Origin of the sequence: Aeromonas sp. QDB23, assembly GCF_027707745.1 — a bacterium.
Lineage (GTDB): Bacteria > Pseudomonadota > Gammaproteobacteria > Enterobacterales > Aeromonadaceae > Aeromonas > Aeromonas allosaccharophila.
Window position 1 is genome coordinate 15,535 of record NZ_JAPCJA010000039.1, and the last position, 16,351, is coordinate 31,885.

General features: G+C 60.4%; 13 protein-coding genes. 4 read left to right on the forward strand and 9 right to left on the reverse strand.

All coding sequences use genetic code 11. The features are described 5' to 3' along the window. Nucleotides 1–34: 34 nt before the first annotated feature. Nucleotides 35–2,470: a VolA/Pla-1 family phospholipase gene (locus tag PG888_RS15800; RefSeq protein ID WP_270693775.1), complete on the reverse strand. Its 2,436-nt coding sequence runs from the start codon at nucleotides 2,468–2,470 to the stop codon at nucleotides 35–37. Nucleotides 2,471–2,767: 297 nt separating this feature from the next. Here PG888_RS15800 and ubiK point away from each other — a divergent pair, with 297 nt between their 5' ends. After that, a complete protein-coding gene (gene ubiK / locus PG888_RS15805) occupies nucleotides 2,768–3,025 on the forward strand; it encodes a ubiquinone biosynthesis accessory factor UbiK (RefSeq protein WP_005339429.1) in 258 nt (85 codons plus the stop codon). Between the two features lie 54 nt (nucleotides 3,026–3,079). Here ubiK and PG888_RS15810 read toward each other — a convergent pair whose 3' ends face one another. The 6 genes from PG888_RS15810 to trxA all read right to left on the reverse strand — a co-directional run bounded on the left by PG888_RS15810 (nucleotide 3,080) and on the right by trxA (nucleotide 9,577). After that, nucleotides 3,080–4,114: a GGDEF domain-containing protein gene (locus PG888_RS15810; protein WP_270693774.1), complete on the reverse strand. Its 1,035-nt coding sequence runs from the start codon at nucleotides 4,112–4,114 to the stop codon at nucleotides 3,080–3,082. A gap of 209 nt (nucleotides 4,115–4,323) precedes the next feature. Continuing rightward, the gene (fre, locus tag PG888_RS15815) at nucleotides 4,324–5,022 is read right to left on the reverse strand and encodes an NAD(P)H-flavin reductase (protein WP_058053186.1); all 699 of its coding nucleotides are present in this window, start codon (nucleotides 5,020–5,022) and stop codon (nucleotides 4,324–4,326) included. A gap of 155 nt (nucleotides 5,023–5,177) precedes the next feature. After that, the gene (ubiD, locus tag PG888_RS15820) at nucleotides 5,178–6,647 is read right to left on the reverse strand and encodes a 4-hydroxy-3-polyprenylbenzoate decarboxylase (protein ID WP_270693773.1); all 1,470 of its coding nucleotides are present in this window, start codon (nucleotides 6,645–6,647) and stop codon (nucleotides 5,178–5,180) included. A gap of 33 nt (nucleotides 6,648–6,680) precedes the next feature. Next, entirely contained in the window at nucleotides 6,681–7,673 is a 993-nt protein-coding gene (locus PG888_RS15825) for a hypothetical protein (protein WP_270693772.1), read from the reverse strand. Between the two features lie 108 nt (nucleotides 7,674–7,781). Continuing rightward, nucleotides 7,782–9,047, reverse strand: a complete 1,266-nt coding sequence (gene rho, locus PG888_RS15830; RefSeq protein ID WP_042656764.1) for a transcription termination factor Rho — start codon at nucleotides 9,045–9,047, stop codon at nucleotides 7,782–7,784. Nucleotides 9,048–9,250: 203 nt separating this feature from the next. Beyond that, complete coding sequence (trxA, locus tag PG888_RS15835; protein ID WP_005339416.1) at nucleotides 9,251–9,577, reverse strand: thioredoxin TrxA; 327 nt, start codon at nucleotides 9,575–9,577, stop codon at nucleotides 9,251–9,253. Nucleotides 9,578–9,690: 113 nt separating this feature from the next. On the opposite strand from trxA, the gene rhlB reads away from it, so the two are divergent. The 3 genes from rhlB to PG888_RS15850 are packed head-to-tail and all read left to right on the forward strand — an operon-like array spanning nucleotide 9,691 to nucleotide 12,768. Next, nucleotides 9,691–10,980: an ATP-dependent RNA helicase RhlB gene (gene rhlB / locus PG888_RS15840; RefSeq protein WP_042656763.1), complete on the forward strand. Its 1,290-nt coding sequence runs from the start codon at nucleotides 9,691–9,693 to the stop codon at nucleotides 10,978–10,980. A 12-nt stretch (nucleotides 10,981–10,992) separates the two neighbouring features. After that, on the forward strand, nucleotides 10,993–12,483 hold the full coding sequence (gene gppA, locus PG888_RS15845; RefSeq protein WP_270693771.1) for a guanosine-5'-triphosphate,3'-diphosphate diphosphatase: 1,491 nt from the start codon (nucleotides 10,993–10,995) through the stop codon (nucleotides 12,481–12,483). Nucleotides 12,484–12,513: 30 nt separating this feature from the next. After that, a complete protein-coding gene (locus PG888_RS15850; protein ID WP_234605825.1) occupies nucleotides 12,514–12,768 on the forward strand; it encodes a Rho-binding antiterminator in 255 nt (84 codons plus the stop codon). Between the two features lie 71 nt (nucleotides 12,769–12,839). Here the strand turns inward: PG888_RS15850 and PG888_RS15855 are convergent, their stop codons facing one another. Both PG888_RS15855 and PG888_RS15860 read right to left on the reverse strand, forming a co-directional pair. Further along, a complete protein-coding gene (locus PG888_RS15855; RefSeq protein WP_267967859.1) occupies nucleotides 12,840–13,601 on the reverse strand; it encodes a class I SAM-dependent methyltransferase in 762 nt (253 codons plus the stop codon). A gap of 54 nt (nucleotides 13,602–13,655) precedes the next feature. Beyond that, nucleotides 13,656–16,205 (reverse strand): putative bifunctional diguanylate cyclase/phosphodiesterase, encoded by a 2,550-nt coding sequence (locus tag PG888_RS15860; protein WP_270693770.1) that lies wholly within the window; start codon nucleotides 16,203–16,205, stop codon nucleotides 13,656–13,658. Between the last annotated feature and the right edge of the window lie 146 nt (nucleotides 16,206–16,351).

Below are 16,351 nucleotides of genomic sequence, written 5' to 3' on the forward strand. Positions count from 1 at the left end.
CCCCGAAGGGCGGCGTTTTTTACACGACAGGCAGTTACTGCTTGATCAGGGTGTCATCGGTTACCTTGACCGCCGCACCGCCACTCATAAAGAAGCTGGCGAACTGGGTCTGGATCTCGGTAGTGACCGCGCCAGCCTGATCGAAGTTCTCGTCAGGGGCCAGCAGCGAGCTATGGCCCCCTTTCAAGAAGCGTGCAGCATGGTGACCCGCCGGGAGCACACCGGAACCCTTCAGCTCTTGCAAACCCAGCACCCGGAACAGTGGTTCGGTGCCACCCAGCGGCGCGGAGGCGATACTGTTGGGGATCACCTGATCCGGCAAGCTGAGCGCACCATCGCCAACAATTTCGGTGGCGAACAGCGGGAAGCTCTTGGCGACGCCACTGCCCAGATTGATCGGGTCGGCAGAGTCCAGCACTGACTGGGCGGCAAAGGTATAGCTCTGCAAGGTGCTCGCAGCCCCCGCCTGAGTGGCCGCATCCAGACTGGGCAGGAACTCGTTGACGAAGCAAGTGGCGGCAGCCGTTTTGCAGTTCGGTGCATAGGTGGTAAAGCTCGCTTTCAGCTCCGGACTGCCCGAGGTGAGCACGCTCATCTTGATGGTCGGCCCGAAGCTCGGCGAGTTGAGCAGCAACGGCGCTATGCCGCCACCCGGCATCGCCAGACCGCCGGTATCGAACTTGAACAGGGCATCAGCCAGGGCACTGCCGGTGGTCTGGTTGGCGACCGCCAGCAGATTGGCTCCGGCAATTGCCCCCAGCGAGTGGCCGAGGAAATGTACCTTCAGACCGGCGCCGCCCAGTTGGCCACCCAGCCCCTTGGCATTGGCCAGACCGACGGCCAGTCGCAGTCCCAGCAGATCGGCCACGCTCTGTTTCAGGTTGTCCCGCGCCACCGTCAGATAGCCCAGATTCAGGTAGGGAGTCGGATTCTCGGAGGTGGTGACGGTATCCGTGCTGCCACTCAGGGCATAGCCACGCTCACCGTGCAGCGGATGATCTATCACTACCACAGCGAAGCTCTTGCTGGCTGTGGCGCCAGCGCCGATCTGGCCCAGTGCCAGCGCATAGGCGTTCTCCTTGATGGAGGTGACCCCGTGCTGATAGATGATCACATCGGTGACATTGGCCAGCGGCCCGGCGGCAAAGATCCGCAACGGTACCGATTGCACTTCGGTCAGGGCCGGCAGCGGGTTGAAACGGCCGATATTGCGCTCGGCATCCAGCGGTTTGCCACCGGAGGTGAGGGTCACCCCGATCAGCTTGCTCGCCTCGGTCAGCAATTCACTCTGACGGCTCGGGTCGGCGATCAGCTCACCCAGCAGTGCCGGGTCCACCCCCGCCCCGACCAGTCCACCGATCACCTCGGTATCGCCCGCTTTCAGCGCGTTGGCGATGGCATAGAGGCTGGGCATGGCACCATGCCAGGATTGGGTCTTGGCCTTGTCCCAGGAGCCAGCCAGCGCGGGTGTAGAGAGGAAGTAAGGGAGCTTGACGGTGCCGGTGTAAACCTTGGTCAACTGGGCAACACCGTTAAGCGGCATGCCAGTACCAAAGGCGGCACTCAATGCATCTTTCTGATCCTGCGGCAGGAATGGCTCAGCAGCCAGCTGGGTCAGAAAATCCACGCCGCCATTAAGGCTGCTGATGGTATAGGTTGCCGGCAAGCTGGTATTGCCCCTGGCATCCTGTTTCCACAGCGAAGCGGCGTCCAGACTCGGGCTCTTCAACACGGAAGCGGCGGCACTCTTCACCGCCAGCAGCACATCGGCACCGGACTGGGTGGCAAACCAGTCGGAGAAGATCACCCGATCGCTGGTGATCCCGGTGGCCGCCTTGAACAGACCTTCCTGCAGCGAGATCAGGCCGTTGATGGTCTGCTCCTGCGTGGTTGCGCCAGCAGCCGATTTGAAGTTGCTGTAATCCCCCCCCGCTTTGAGGGGGGTGCCGCGACTGTCCTTGAGGGAATCGGTCGCCACAATCATGTAGTAAGAAGAGGGATTAAGCGGCTTGAGCGGAACCAGATTGAGTTTGCCGCCGCCATCGCTCACCACAAAGTCGGTTCCATAGGTCAGAGGCTTGTTGTTCTTCACCCCGACAGGTCGCTGAGTCACCGGATCCAGCACCAGCTCCAGCAGATAGAGGGGCGCAACGGCAGAGGCGTACTCGCTGGCCGCAGGTGCTGGCACAGAGACACCGGTCACGGTCGCCGGTACCAGCTGGACAGGTTGCGTTGTAGACCAGCCATCCAGGGTGGAGAGGGTAGACACCGGGTTCGACAGATCCGCAGTCTCGGTCGAAAACTTCAGGGTGCCATCGCTGGCACGGGGGGCCAGCACGCTCGGGCGAATCCCAGTGGCGCCACTCAGGGCGTAGTCGAGGGAGCTGGTGGTATCTCCCTTGTTGTCATCCCCACCACATCCGGCCAGCAGGGCGCTGAGCACGGCGGCATAAATTAGCTTCTTCTTCATTTTTTGTTCTCTTTATAGGTTGTTGTCCATCACAAACCAACGAAGCATTCACCGCTTCGACCGCACAAAGTTAACATAAAACCAACAATCGACGAGACTCATGTTGGTCATCTTTCGCTCAGGTTTGTGGCGAAAATCAAGGTTTTACGTCAACAAGGGGGCGCAAGGGTAACAACAGCGGAGGATTAACCAGACCCGACCAGCCAGCAGCCATCGTCACGACTAAAAAGCCGCCGCGATCTCGGCAAAGTGAGGGAATTGTCGGTAGAATGTCCGCCAACGCTTAAGGAGGACATCATGATCGACCCGAAGAAACTGGAAGAGATCGCCAAGCAGGTGCACAACTCCCTGCCGCCCGGCATTCGCAGCATGGGTGAAGAGGCCGAGAAGAAGATGCGTCAGGTACTGCAAGCCCAGCTGGGCAAGCTGGATCTGGTCAGCCGCGAAGAGTTCGATGTGCAGACCAAGGTGCTGCTGCGTACCCGGGAAAAACTGGCCGCCCTCGAAAGCAAGCTGGCTCAGCTCGAGCAACAGCTCGGCGCCAAAGGCGAATAACAGAAACCCCAGCTCGGCTGGGGTTTTTGCTCTGGACTGACTCTGTCAACGCGATCACATCTGAAGCAGGTACCAGGCTCGCTTGCCGCGCGCCTTGGCCTCGTACATGGCCCTGTCGGCCACCTCCAGCGCCTGCCGGAAGGTCAGTGCCTCCCCCTCCCATAACGCGATGCCGATGCTCAGTCCCACCCGTTGCGAGCAGCCGGGTTTGGGTACATAGCCGTGCATCCGGCTGATCAGCGCATCGGCCAGTTGCGCCAGCCTATGGTGCGAAACATCCCTGTGCAGATGCACCACAAACTCGTCGCCGCCGTAACGGCCGCATAGCGCCGAGCCGGGCATGATGAGGCGCAACCAGTCCGCCATCTGCTGCAACACCTGATCACCGCAGGCATGGCCCAGCTGGTCATTGATCCCCTTGAAATCATCCAGGTCGATAAAGAGCAGCGCCCCCGCCCCTTGCGGTTTCTGCTGGGCGAACGCCTTGCCAAATCCCTGTCGGTTAAGCAGCCCGGTGAGGGCGTCGCTGTTGGCGCGATCGGCCAGCCGCTGTTCATAGGCCTTGCGCTGGGTGATATCGATATGGGCGCCCATGATCCGCAGCGGCTTGCCATCACCATCCCGATCGACGACACGGCCCCGATCCCACAGCCAGGTGATCTCGCCAGCCGGGCTAACGGTGCGGTATTCGGCCTCGTAGAAGGGGGTTTTGCCCTCAAGGTGGGCGAAATAGCTGTCTATGGCATGGGCGCGATCATCGGGATGGAGCTTGGCGCTCCACTGCTCGAAATGGGGAGCCATGTCTCCGACCTGAAAGTTCTGCAGATTGAAGACCCGCAGCTCGCCGGTGGGGATGGTGCCCTGCCAGAGGCAGATGCCGGTGCCATCGAGGGCGGCGTTGAGCTTCTCCTGCAGCAGGCCGTTTTCATGTTTCAGCGCGGCGATTTCGGCCTGCAAACGGGCCAGGTCACCACCATGAGAGCACGGGAACAGGGTCGCGCCCCGCTCCGCAGCGCCGCCCACCGCCTTGTCATCCGTTGCCGATATCCTGCCCTGTTCGCCCAACCCGACCTCTCCTTGCGCTATCACTACGGATATCCTTACCCTGCCTGCTGACAATCTTCACAAAGATGCCACTAGCCACGGCTGATTAGTAGCCATTCATATCCAGAATGACGAAAAATCACGAGATAATGCGGCTATACATGCACCATTTGACGCCATTTTTATGGCCGCAGGCGAAAAAAACAAAAGCCCCCGGCAAAACCGGGGGCTCCATCATCCAAACGGGGATCCCGTCAGATAAATTCGTAGGCGTCACCGAAGATGCGCTCCGGCTCGGCACCGAGGATCTTGAACTCCTCCCGCGCGGCACCCGCCATCTCGAAGCGACCGGCGACATAGATGTCGTAGTCGTGGAGGCTGACGAAGTCATCCATGATCGCCTTGTGTACCAGTCCGCTCTTGCCGGTCCAGTCAGCGTCCGGCTCCTGCACCACCGGGATAAAGGTGAGCGGCGCGTAGTCACGCTCCCACTGCTGCATCTGCTCCAGCTCGTAGAGCCAGTGAGCCTGACGCACACCCCAGTAGAAGAACACCGGGCGCTTGCTGCCCGTGTCGATCAGATACTCCAGAATGGAGCGGGCGTAAGAGAAGCCGGTGCCGCCCGCCATCAGGATCAGCGGACGAGGGGATTCATCGCGCAGGAACGCCTTGCCAGCCGGCAATTCGACCTCGATCTCGCCCTGCTCGCGCATGCGGGCCAGCACCTGACCGGCGTAGGCATTTTCCGGGGTGGCACCAATCTGCAGCTCCAGCACGCCCGGGCGAGTCGGCGAGTTGGCGATGGAGAAGGGGCGCTTGTCCGAATCGCTCATCACCACCAGCAGATACTGGCCCGGCTTGAAGCTGATCGCTTGCTGCGGCGCCAGGGCCACATGCCAGATGGTGTCGACATATTCGCGCAGTTCCTCTACGCGGCATTTGATACGTTGCATTCTTGTCCTTGTGGCGGGCTCGCTCGGCCCGCTTCGCTCATTGTTTCACTATGGAGTGACGACCAGCAGCCCTGGCCCCGTCAGTCGAGAATACTCAAATAACTGCGGATCGCATCACTTTTTGCAGCAAATGCAACAAAGCAGCCATGTTTGCCTCAGTCGAGGATCTTCAGATCATCCCAGATGGCATCGACCTTCTGTTTCACCGCCTCGTCCTGCACGATGGGCTGACCCCACTCCCGATTGGTCTCGCCCGGCCACTTGTTGGTGGCATCCAGCCCCATCTTGGAGCCGAGACCGGAGACCGGCGAGGCGAAGTCCAGATAGTCGATCGGGGTGTGCTCGATCAGGGTGGTGTCCCGTGCCGGGTCCATCCGGGTGGTGATGGCCCAGATCACATCCTTCCAGTCGCGGGCGTTGACGTCATCGTCACACACCACCACGAACTTGGTGTACATGAACTGGCGCAGGAAGGACCAGACCCCCAGCATCACCCGCTTGGCATGGCCCGGGTAACGTTTCTTGATGGTGACCACCGCCATCCGGTAGGAGCACCCCTCCGGCGGCAGATAGAAGTCCACAATCTCGGGGAACTGCTTCTGCAGCAGCGGCACAAACACCTCGTTCAGCGCCAGCCCCAGCACTGCCGGTTCATCGGGCGGACGGCCGGTGTAGGTGCTGTGATAGATGGCATCGCGCCGCTTGGTGATGTGGGTGATGGTGAAGACCGGGAACTCGTCCACCTCGTTGTAGTAACCGGTGTGATCGCCATAGGGCCCTTCCGGCGCCAGCTCACCCGGCTCCAGATAGCCTTCCAGCACGATCTCGGCGCTGGCGGGCACCTCCAGATCGCAACTGATGGCCTTGATCACCTCGGTACGGCTGCCGCGCAGCAGACCGGCAAAGGCATATTCGGAGAGGGTATCCGGCACCGGCGTCACCGCGCCGAGAATGGTCGCCGGATCGGCACCGAGCGCCACCACCACCGGGAACCGCTCACCGGGATGGGCCTCCTGCCACTCGCGAAAATCGATGGCACCGCCGCGGTGATCGAGCCAGCGCATGATCAGCTTGTTTTTGGCGATCTTCTGCTGACGGTAGATACCGAGGTTCTGCCGCTTCTTGTAAGGGCCGCGGGTGATGGTGAGACCCCAGGTGACCAGCGGCGCCACATCGCCGGGCCAGCAGTGCTGGATCGGGATCTGGTCGAGATCGACCGCATCCCCCTCCTGCACCACCTGCTGGCAGGGGGCGGAAGAGAGGCGCTTGGTCGGCATGTTGAGCACCTGCTTGAAGATCGGCAGCTTCTCCATCAGCTCCTTGAATCCCTTGGGCGGCTCGGGCTCCTTCAGATAGGAGAGCCAGACCCCGACCTGACGCAGGGCACCCACATCGGGCTGGCCCATGCCCATGGCAACCCGATCCGGCGTGCCGAACAGGTTGGTCAGCACCGGCATGGTGTAGCCTTTGGGATTTTCGAACAGCAGAGCCGGACCACCCGCACGCAGGGTGCGATCGCTGATCTCGGTCATCTCCAGATAGGGATCTATCTCGCGGGTGATGCGCTTGAGTTGTCCGTTTTGTTCCAGCTGCGCGATGAAATCACGCAAATCCTTGTATTTCATGCAAGTTCCCAACCGGGTTCAGGAGGTCAGGCATTATAACCCTGGCCGTCCATCGGGTGTACCCGAATCGGGCAGCAGGCTCGGAGCAATGGGGGGCGTGTCACGCTGGCCGAGGCGTCTGGCCAGCGCGGAGAGCAGCTGGGGCTCGTCCACCTCCATCAACAGACCGGCCACCAGTGCGCCGTATTGGCGGTTGGAGAGTTCGGCCAGCAGGTATTTCTGGGCCTGCGGCGGCAAGGGCGAGAGCGCACTGAGCTGGCGCAGGGCCGATGCTTTCAATCCGGGATTGTCACTGGCGGCGATCAGCAGGTCGCTGGCAACATTGCCCTGATGGAAACGGTTGATGGTGAGCAACGCCGTGAGTGCATCCTGATCCACCGGCCGGTGCCACAAGCGGACATACAGCGCAGGCTCACCGGTACCTTGCAACAGATACAGCAGCAGGCGGTTGTCGGGCAGATAGATATTCTGCGCCGCCAGTTGGCGCGCTTCACGTATCCAGACCGACTGCGGCAGGGTGTCGAGGGCCCGCAGCAGGGCTTGCTGCTGCTGGGCAAGCGCGGGATTGCCACGGTAATAGATGCTCTTGAAGCGGAAATTGCCGAGCTCCAGCTGGCGGCGATAGCTGGCTTGCAGCGCCTGCACCTGCCACTCCCCCAGCAACTGCCGGGCGCGCGCGGCAAAATCGTAGACCGGCTGCTGCACCAGAAAACCGTCTACCTGCTGCTCCACCAGCCACTTCGGGGCCTTGCCAGCCTGAGCCTCGACCCACTGTTGCAACGCGGGGGAGGCCGGTTCGGCCGCCGGAATATCGCGCAGTAGTTGCAGCAGCAGGAACTCCCGCTGCTCGCGGCTGAGGGTCGCCAGCAGAGAGTCGATGGCGGCAAATTGCCCCTGTTGCAGACGGCTCGCCAGATAACGCTGGTGCGTCTGCAGCGTCTCGGCGGTCACCGCAACCGGTGCAGCCTGCGCATAGGCCGGAATTGCGCTCAGCAACCCCAGCAACAACCAGAAAACAGGCTTCATGACGTCTCCATCCTTGTGACATCGGGATCTCATACTACTAGGGCGACCGGAAAACAGATAAACAAAAACCGCGACCAGGGCCGCGGTTTCGTCATTTTGTGACCGGACTTACTTCTGCTGACGCCGCATGGAGTCAAAGAATTCGTCGTTGGTTTTGGTCGCTGCCAGCTTGTCGATCAGGAACTCGATGCTGTCAATCTCACCCATCGGGTGAATGATCTTGCGCAGAATCCACATCTTCTGCAGCTCGTCAGGCGCGGTCAGCAGCTCTTCCTTACGGGTGCCGGAGCGGGTGATGTCGATAGCCGGATAGACGCGCTTCTCGGCAATCTTGCGCGAGAGGTGAAGTTCCATGTTGCCGGTACCCTTGAACTCTTCGTAGATCACCTCGTCCATCTTGGAACCGGTATCAACCAGCGCGGTGGCGATGATGGTCAGGCTGCCACCCTCCTCCACGTTACGCGCGGCGCCGAAGAAGCGCTTGGGACGGTGCAGTGCGTTGGCATCCACACCACCGGTCAGTACCTTGCCGGATGACGGGATGACGGTGTTGTAGGCACGGGCCAGACGGGTGATGGAGTCCAGCAGGATCACCACGTCTTTCTTGTGCTCGACCAGACGCTTGGCCTTCTCGATCACCATTTCGGCGACCTGGACGTGACGGGAGGCAGGCTCGTCGAAGGTGGAAGCGATCACTTCACCCTTCACCATGCGCTGCATCTCGGTCACTTCTTCCGGACGCTCGTCGATCAGCAGAACGATCAGTTCACAGTCCGGGTGGTTGTAGGCGATGCTCTGGGCGATGTTCTGCAGCAGCATGGTCTTACCGGCCTTGGGTGGCGCCACGATCAGGCCACGCTGGCCTTTACCGATGGGGGAAGCCAGGTCCAGTACACGAGCGGTGATATCTTCGGTAGAGCCGTTACCCCGTTCCATACGCAGACGTTCGTTGGCATGCAGGGGGGTAAGGTTTTCAAACAGGATCTTGTTGCGGGAGTTTTCCGGACGGTCGTAGTTGACCTCGTTGACCTTGAGCAGCGCGAAGTAACGTTCGCCCTCTTTCGGTGGCCGGATCTTGCCGGAGATGGTATCGCCGGTACGCAGGTTGAAGCGGCGGATCTGGCTCGGGGAGACGTAGATATCGTCCGGGCCTGCCAGATAGGAGCCGTCTGCACTACGCAGGAAGCCGAAACCATCGGTCAGGATTTCCAGCACACCGTCGCCAAAGATATCTTCGCCACCCTTGGCGTGTGCCTTGAGGATTGCAAAAATAATATCTTTCTTGTGCGCCCGAGCCAGATTTTCCAACCCCATGGATTCGCCAAGCTTGACCAGCTCGGACACAGGAGTGTTCTTTAATTCAGTCAGATTCATAGTGGTGAAAGTCTGTAAGCAAGGATTGAATGAGGAGACAGTCTGCTGGATTGATGCTGATCGGATTTGATTGCCAGGCTGTAGTTAGCAAAGAGTCAGGCAAAAAGGTTAGCAAACGAGCGATAAATTAGCACCAATCGGGGTGAGCGTCTAGGTGATAAAACACAAGGAGCGCATTATTGCAATGCGCTCCTCTTTGATTATTACAGGTTGCCGTCCAGGAACTCTTTCAGCTGAGTCTTGGACAGTGCACCGACCTTGGTCGCTGCCACTTCGCCATTCTTGAACAGCAAGAGGGTCGGGATACCACGAATGCCGTACTTGGGCGGAGTATCAGAGTTATGGTCGATGTTCAGTTTGGCTACGGTCACGCGACCTTCGTACTCTTGGGCAACTTCTTCCAGGATCGGGGCAATCATCTTGCACGGACCACACCACTCGGCCCAGAAGTCGACCAGAACGGCGCCATCGGCTTTGATTACATCTGCCTCGAAGCTGGCATCGCTCAGCTGAACAATCTTGTCACTCATCTCCAACTCCAGTCAGTAATTAAGGCTTTATTGACATATCAACAAAGGCAATAGTTGCCCTATTTGAAATGATCCTGTTTATTATTGCAAGCCTAACCTGATAACCTACCGCCATGAGCAAAACACACTTAACGACCGACAAATTCGCCCAAATGGGCCTCGAACCCGAAGTTCTGGCTGGTCTGGAATCAAAGGGATTTCACTATTGCACGCCCATCCAGGCACTGTCTCTGCCACTGCTGGTAGAAGGTCATGACCTCGCCGGTCAGGCCCAGACCGGAACCGGCAAGACCATTGCCTTCCTGGCCGCGACATTCAACTATCTACTGACTCACCCGCTGACCAAGCCCCGTCTGGTTAACCAACCCAGAGCCATCATCATGGCGCCCACCCGGGAACTGGCAGTACAGATCTATAACGATGCCGACAGCATCGCCGCTTCTACCGGCCTGAAACTCGGCCTCGCCTACGGTGGCGAAGGTTACGACAAGCAGTTGGCCGTGCTGGAGCAGGGCGTCGACATCCTGATCGGCACCACGGGTCGCATCATCGACTACTTCAAGTCCAAGGTGATCGATCTGAGCAACATTCAGGTCGTGGTACTGGACGAAGCGGATCGCATGTTCGATCTCGGCTTCATCAAGGACATCCGCTTCCTGTTCCGCCGCATGCCTGCCCCGACCGAGCGTCTGAGCATGCTGTTCTCCGCCACCCTCTCCCTGCGGGTGCAGGAGCTGGCCTACGAACACATGAACCACCCGGAACATGTGCAGGTCGAGCCGGAGCAGATGACCGGTGTGCGGATCAAGGAGGAGCTGTTCTACCCCTCCAACGAAGACAAGATGTTGCTGCTGCTCTCCCTGATGGAAGAGGAGTGGCCGGAAAAAGCCATCGTCTTCGCCAACACCAAGCATGTCTGTGAAGACGTCCATGCCTGGCTGGAGAACGACGGCCACCGCGTCGGTCTGCTGACCGGTGATGTGCCGCAGAAGAAGCGGATGAAGATCCTCGAGGATTTCACCAAGGGTGCGCTCGATATTCTGGTCGCCACCGACGTGGCCGCCCGTGGTCTGCACATCCCTGACGTGACCCACGTCTTCAACTATGACCTGCCCGACGATGCCGAAGACTATGTACACCGTATCGGTCGTACCGGTCGTGCCGGCAAGAGCGGTCACTCCATCAGCCTGGCCTGTGAAGACTATGCCTTCAATCTGCCGGCCATCGAGGAGTACATCCACCACGCCATTCCGGTCAGCAAATATGATCGCGAAGCGCTGCTGGATGACGTGACCCCGCCGAAACGGGTGTTCCGCAACCGTCAGCCGGTGAACCGCAACATGCGGGATCGTCAGGGCGGTGGCAACAGCAACAACCGTCGTCGTCCGCCACGCAAGAGCTAAGGACAGGCCCAGTTGCACAACTCGCCTCTCTATGCCGCCATCGACCTCGGCTCCAACAGCTTTCATATGCTGGTGGTGCGCGAGGTCGCCGGTGCCCTGCGCACCGTCGCCAAGGTCAAGCGCAAGGTGCGCCTCGCCGCCGGGCTCGATCAGGAATTTCGTCTCAACCGCGCCGCCATGGAGCGGGGCTGGGACTGTCTGCGTCTGTTCTCCGAGCAGTTGCAGGACATTCCGGCCGACAATATCCGGGTCGTGGGTACCGCCACCCTGCGTCTGGCCACCAACGTCGATGAGTTCCTCAGCGAAGCGGAACGGGTGCTCAACCACAGCATCGAGATCATCTCGGGCGAGGAAGAGGCCAAGACCATCTATGAAGGGGTCTCCTGGACCTCTGCCGGGGAAGGCAACCGGCTGGTGATCGACATCGGCGGTGCCAGTACCGAACTGGTGATCGGCGAACATAGCGAAGCGAAACTGCTCAACAGCCTGCACATGGGCTGCGTCACCTGGCTCAACAATCACTTTGGTGATGGCGAGCTCTCCGAGGCGCGCTTCGAGCAGGCGATTGCCGCCGCCAAGGCAGTGCTGGAGAAGGTGGCGGAAGATTACCGCGCCCTCGGCTGGCGCACCTGCGTCGGCGCCTCCGGCACGGTACAGGCGCTGCAAGAGATCATGCTGGCGCAAGGAAAGAGCGAACGGGTCACCCTGCCGAAGTTGCAGGAGCTGATGGGTCAGGCCATCGCCTGCGGCAAGCTGGACCGACTGCAGCTGGAAGGGCTGGCGGCCGAACGGCTGACCGTGTTCCCCTCCGGCCTCGCCATCCTGATCGCCATCTTCGAAACCCTGAATATCGAGAGCATGACTCTCGCGGGTGGGGCCCTGCGTGAAGGGCTGATCTACGGTCTGCTGGGCAACAATCACGACTGTGATGCCCGGGATCGCACCGCCGACAGCCTGATCAGCCGCTATCAACTGGATAAAGAGCACGCCGAGCGGGTACGCGATACCGCCGTCGAGGCGTTCAACCAGTTGCAACCGACCTGGCGACTCTCGAAACGCTACGGTCGCCCAATCTTGCGTTATGCCGCGCTGCTGCACGAGATCGGCCTCTGTATCGAGTACAAGAAGGCGCCGCAACACGCCGCCTATATCATCGACAACATCGACATGCCGGGCTTTACCCCTGCGCAAAAGAAGCTGTTGTCGGCCCTGCTGTTCAACCAGCGGGACGAATTCAAGCTGGAACCGCTGGAGAAACAGGGTGCCGTCACCGGTCGTCAGGCGATCCGGCTGGCCCGTATCCTGCGCATCGCGCTGATCCTCTGCATGCGCCGCACCCAGGGCACTGTGCCCAGCTTCACCCTGCAGGCAGAAGAGGAGTCACTGACCCTGACCCTGCCCAATGGCTGGATGGATGAACACTACCTGCGCGCCAGCGAGCTGCGGCTCGAGGTGGAACGCCAGCAGAAGATGGGCTGGCCAACCCACGTACAGGAAGCCTGACTCAGCAACCTGGCTGTTTTGGAGCCGATCATGCCGGATTATCACCCCATCAGCTGCGATCTCTACGACTGGCTCGAAATTGCCGCCAGCTGGCAACTGCCGGTGATCCTCACCAGTCGCGAGGGTCGCCAGTGGGATGACAAGATCCGCACCATCGAAGCCAGCGAGGGGGTCGAGTATCTGTTGCTGCACAGTGGCGAGCGGCTCAGTCTGGCGGAGTTGGCGACCCTGCGCCTGAACTGGCAAGGGGAAGAGAAGCTGATCCGCTTCGCGCCTACCCGCTGAATCCGCTACGAAAAAGGAGGGCCAACATGACGTTGGCCCTCCTTTTTTGCATCCGCAGCTCACTCCGGCTGTTAACCCGCGGCCAGCGCCGCCATCACGTAGACATCGAAGCGGTTGCTCTTGGTCTCGATGGCCATACTGGGTTTGTGCTCGTTGAGCCAGCCCGCATAGTCCGGCCGCTTCACCACCACCCGCTTCTCAGCCATCTTGAGCGCAGCAGGCAGCAGGACATCCGCATCGAGATCCGGCCCCACCAGCGACTGGAACACCCGCATCTCTTTTTTCACCAGCGCCGACTTCTGCTTGTGAGGGAACATGGGGTCGAGGTAGATCACCTCGGGCCGCTCCGGCAGCGCCAGCAGGTTGTCCACCGCCGGGCCCTGCAGCAGTTGCATCCGCTCGCTGACCCAGGGGCCAATCTCGGGATCCTGCGCCGCACGCGTCAGCCCGTCTTGCAACAGAGCTGCCACCACGGGGCTGCGTTCGATCAGGGTCACCTTGCAACCGAGGGAGGCCAGCACAAAGGCATCGCGCCCCAGCCCGGCAGTGGCATCCACCACGGTCGGAGTGGCACCGGCCTTGAGCCCCACCGCCTTGGCGATGGACTGGCCGCGACCGCCGCCAAACTTGCGGCGATGCGCCACTGCCCCTTCCACGAAGTCCACATAGACGGCACCCAGCTTGGGCTCATCCAGCTTGCGCAGTTCCAGCCTCTCTTCAGTCAGTACCAGCGCAAACGGGGCCGGAAACTCCACGTCGGCAAGGCGTAAACGCAGAGCGTCGAGCTCGCCATCACGGGCGGGGACTTCACTGAAAACCTGAATATGGGGCATAGGGGGCAAACTCATGGCACGTACAGAAGCGGCCATGATAACAGAAGCGGTGGATCAGCTCACGACAGTGAGGTTCATCCCCTGACGGTTGAGGGCGAGGTAATCGGTGAGGTCATCATAGGCCAGCGGGCGGCTGAGCAGATAACCCTGGGTGAAGGCACACCCTTTCTGGCAGAGGAAGTTGAGCTGCTCGCGGGTCTCCACCCCTTCAATCACCACCTGCATGCCGAGGTTGTGCACTATGTTGATGATGCCGTCGAGCAGCAGCCGATCCTGCTCGTTGAAAGGGATGTGGCGCACGAAAGAACGGTCGATCTTGACCAGATCCACCGGGAAGGTACGCAGATAGTTGAGCGCCGAGTAGCCGGTACCGAAATCATCGATGGCCAGCTTGCAGCCCGCCTCGCGCAGGGCATCGATCCGCACCCTGTGCTGATCGCTGCTCTCCATCAGCAGAGACTCGGTGATTTCGATGACGATGTCGGCAGGATCGAGCCCGAAGTGCTGGATCACCTTGAGCCACTCGCTCGCCTCTGGGTCAATGGTCTGGAACTCCATGGTGGAGCGGTTGATCGACATCTGCAGATCCGGGAAGCCGGACTGCTGCAACCGCGCCAGATCCCGGCACGACTGCCACAATACCAGCGCACCCAGCCCCTGAATCAACCCCGCCTCTTCCGCCAGCGGAATAAACTCGGCAGGGGAGACCTGTCCCCATTGGGGGTGATACCAGCGCACCAGCGCCTCCAGCTTGGCGACCCGTCCGCTGCGGTTGTCCCAGATGGGCTGGTAGGCCATGGTCAGCTGCTCCAGCTTGATCGCTTCGGCCAAATCCTGTTGCATCTGATGGCGCTGGCGCACCTCTTCCCGCATGGATGAGCAGTAGGCACCGAGCAATCGTCCCTGCCGCTTGGCCGCAAACAGCGCCTGTTCGGCATTGCGCAGCAGCTCGTCGCTCTCGCTGCCATCGACCGGACAGAGAGTCATGCCGATGGTCGCGGTCACATAGAGATGCTGGTTGGCCAGCATAAAGGGGCGGGCGAAGCTGCCGATCACCTGCTTGGCAAACACCTCGGCCTGACGGCGGGTGACGATGCCGGGCACCAGGAACGCGAACTCATCGCCACCGATGCGGGCCACCAGATCTTCGGTGCGCACCCGGCTCACCAGTCGATCCGAGACCTCCCGCAGCAGAGCATCGCCAGCATGGTGATCCATGCTGTTGTTGACCGCCTTGAAGTTGTTGAGGTCGAGCACCATGAGCGCGAAGCGCTCGCCCCGCTCGCAGAAGCGGGTGAGGCAGCGGCCAAACAGCCAGCGGTTGGGCAGGCTGGTAAGGTTGTCGTAGTTGGCCTGGGTCGCGATCTTCTGCTCGGCCACCTTGGTCTGGGAAAGATCGCTGAAAATGGCGATATATTGCTGGATTTTGCCGGCTTCGCGCAGGGTGCTGATCATCAGCTGCTGCGGATAGAGCTTGCCGTTCTTGCGCTTGTTCCACACCTCACCACGCCACACCCCCACCCGCTCCAGCGCGTGGTACATGTCGGCATAGAAGGTCTGATCGTGCAGCCCCGACTTGAGCATGCTGGGACGCTGGCCCCGCACCTCGTCACTGCTGTAGCCGGTGATCTGCTCGAAGGCCGGGTTGACCGAGATGATGCGGCTGTCGGCATCGCACACCAGAATAGCTTCGGAGAGGTTGTCGTAGACCCGGTGAGAGAGCTTGAGTTGCTCCGCATGACGCTTGAGAGGATCGATATTCTCCAGCAGCACCATCAGGTAGTCCGGCTGCTGCTGCTCATCGCGGATCAGGGTGACGGTTACCCGCCCCCACAGGATCTCGCCCCCCTTGCAGAAGTAGCGCTTCTCCTGGGTGAAGCTGCTGCGCTCGCCACGGTGGATCTGCTCGTAACATTCGAGACTGCGCTGCCAATCTTCGGGGTGATTGATGTCGGAGATGGAGCGATACAGCAGCTCGTCGAGGGAATAACCCAGCATCTTTTCGATGGCCGGATTGGCCCAGAGAATCCGGCCAGCGAGATCGAGCTTGCCGATCCCCACCGGCGCCTGAAACAGCATGCTCTGCAGCAGCTGGGGAGCATCGGGCACAGGTTGTGGCAATTGTCGCTGCAACATCAGCGCCAGTTCGCGCCCGGCCAGCGGCCCCAGCAACCGGAGCAGCCCCATCACCTTGCCCATATTGGCCTGCGGCTGGTGATAGAGCAGGCAGCAGACGCCGATGGTCTCGCCATCCGCATCCTTGAGGGCAATCCCGGCGTAGGCCTGGGCTTGCCACGCCTCGGCGAGCGGCATTGCGGGGAACAGTTGCAACAGACGATCGCTGAACCAGGCCTCTCCCTCCTGCCAGGTAATGGCATCAGGGGTGTCAGTCAGGGGCAGCGTCAGGGTATCGGGGTCAAGGGAGGAGGGGTAGGCAGCCTGCACCGTCAGATGGGAAGCATTTGATTCCCTGCTGGCGATCAGGACGACATCAGCCATCACAGCAGCGGCGATTTCACTCACAAAAGTATCGAAATATCCCTGGCCGCTCGAATGAGCCAGACTGGAGATGATTTGATAGACGGAATCGAGTGCTCGCCTCATGGCAAGTGGCTTTCTCTCCTTGAAGGTTAGAACACGACTCTACTGAAGAGCCGTGGGCAGTGCAAATATGCAATCAGCAAGATATTAAAAAGCCTTGAAAAAAGGGACCAAAAGGTCCCTTTTTGTCGTAAAAATCACGGTTTGAT

Coding starts and splice junctions, on each gene's coding strand:
- PG888_RS15800 (WP_270693775.1), bottom strand. CDS start 2,470: ATGAAGAAGAAGCTAATTTATGCCGCCGTGCTCAGCGCCCTGCTGGCC.
- ubiK (WP_005339429.1), top strand. CDS start 2,768: ATGATCGACCCGAAGAAACTGGAAGAGATCGCCAAGCAGGTGCACAAC.
- fre (WP_058053186.1), bottom strand. CDS start 5,022: ATGCAACGTATCAAATGCCGCGTAGAGGAACTGCGCGAATATGTCGAC.
- ubiD (WP_270693773.1), bottom strand. CDS start 6,647: ATGAAATACAAGGATTTGCGTGATTTCATCGCGCAGCTGGAACAAAAC.
- PG888_RS15825 (WP_270693772.1), bottom strand. CDS start 7,673: ATGAAGCCTGTTTTCTGGTTGTTGCTGGGGTTGCTGAGCGCAATTCCG.
- rho (WP_042656764.1), bottom strand. CDS start 9,047: ATGAATCTGACTGAATTAAAGAACACTCCTGTGTCCGAGCTGGTCAAG.
- trxA (WP_005339416.1), bottom strand. CDS start 9,577: ATGAGTGACAAGATTGTTCAGCTGAGCGATGCCAGCTTCGAGGCAGAT.
- rhlB (WP_042656763.1), top strand. CDS start 9,691: ATGAGCAAAACACACTTAACGACCGACAAATTCGCCCAAATGGGCCTC.
- PG888_RS15850 (WP_234605825.1), top strand. CDS start 12,514: ATGCCGGATTATCACCCCATCAGCTGCGATCTCTACGACTGGCTCGAA.
- PG888_RS15855 (WP_267967859.1), bottom strand. CDS start 13,601: ATGCCCCATATTCAGGTTTTCAGTGAAGTCCCCGCCCGTGATGGCGAG.
- PG888_RS15860 (WP_270693770.1), bottom strand. CDS start 16,205: ATGAGGCGAGCACTCGATTCCGTCTATCAAATCATCTCCAGTCTGGCT.